Origin of the sequence: Mobiluncus mulieris ATCC 35243 (assembly GCF_000160615.1) — a bacterium.
Lineage (GTDB): Bacteria > Actinomycetota > Actinomycetes > Actinomycetales > Actinomycetaceae > Mobiluncus > Mobiluncus mulieris.
Window position 1 is genome coordinate 1 of record NZ_GG668530.1, and the last position, 590, is coordinate 590.

Annotated in this window: 1 protein-coding gene; it reads right to left on the bottom strand. The window is 61.2% G+C overall.

Annotated elements, in window-relative coordinates:
* Positions 1-65: 65 nt before the first annotated feature.
* Positions 66-590: U32 family peptidase C-terminal domain-containing protein (locus HMPREF0577_RS10515; RefSeq protein WP_004013882.1), on the bottom strand; the 525-nt coding region annotated here is incomplete at its 5' end.

A 590-nucleotide genomic window follows, 5' to 3' on the forward strand; every position in this document is an offset into this window, starting at 1 on the left:
CTGCCCCGCAGCATAGGCCGATAACAAATGGCACAGGCCGATAACAGAAAGGCTCGCTGTTACCGCTACGCGCGGCGTCTAAGCATTGCTCCCACGGGAATGGGACGGTTGCTGGGCAGTGAAAAGGCGTGCGCCGGGTGGTTTATCTCCGTGACTGGTTCACCCGCCTCGTTGCGGATGCCGGTGGCGGGTATTTCCAGTTCAAACGGGGGTTCATGAGGTGCCAGTACCTCGACGACATCTCCCGGAAGTATTTTATTTCTCGAAATCAAAGTAACCCGACCCGCACCTTTATCGGCGTATTCAGGGGGTTCCTCCGTCGAGGTTTTCCCGCCGTCGCGCCCGGACTCGCGCCCGGACTCTCCCCCGGCTTCCCACCCGGTTACTGTCCCCAGCCACAGCCACTCGCTGATGTAACTCCCCCGCTGGGTGGATTCCGTAACCGGAGCATCCGGGAAATAGAACCCGGTGGAGTACTCGCGGTGCGTGACCTTGAAAGGCTCGGCGCGCACCCATTCGGGCAGTTCCACGCGCGGCGGGACTGGTTCACCCAAGGTATCGCCCGCGAGGAATACTGTTTCCCCCGCAAC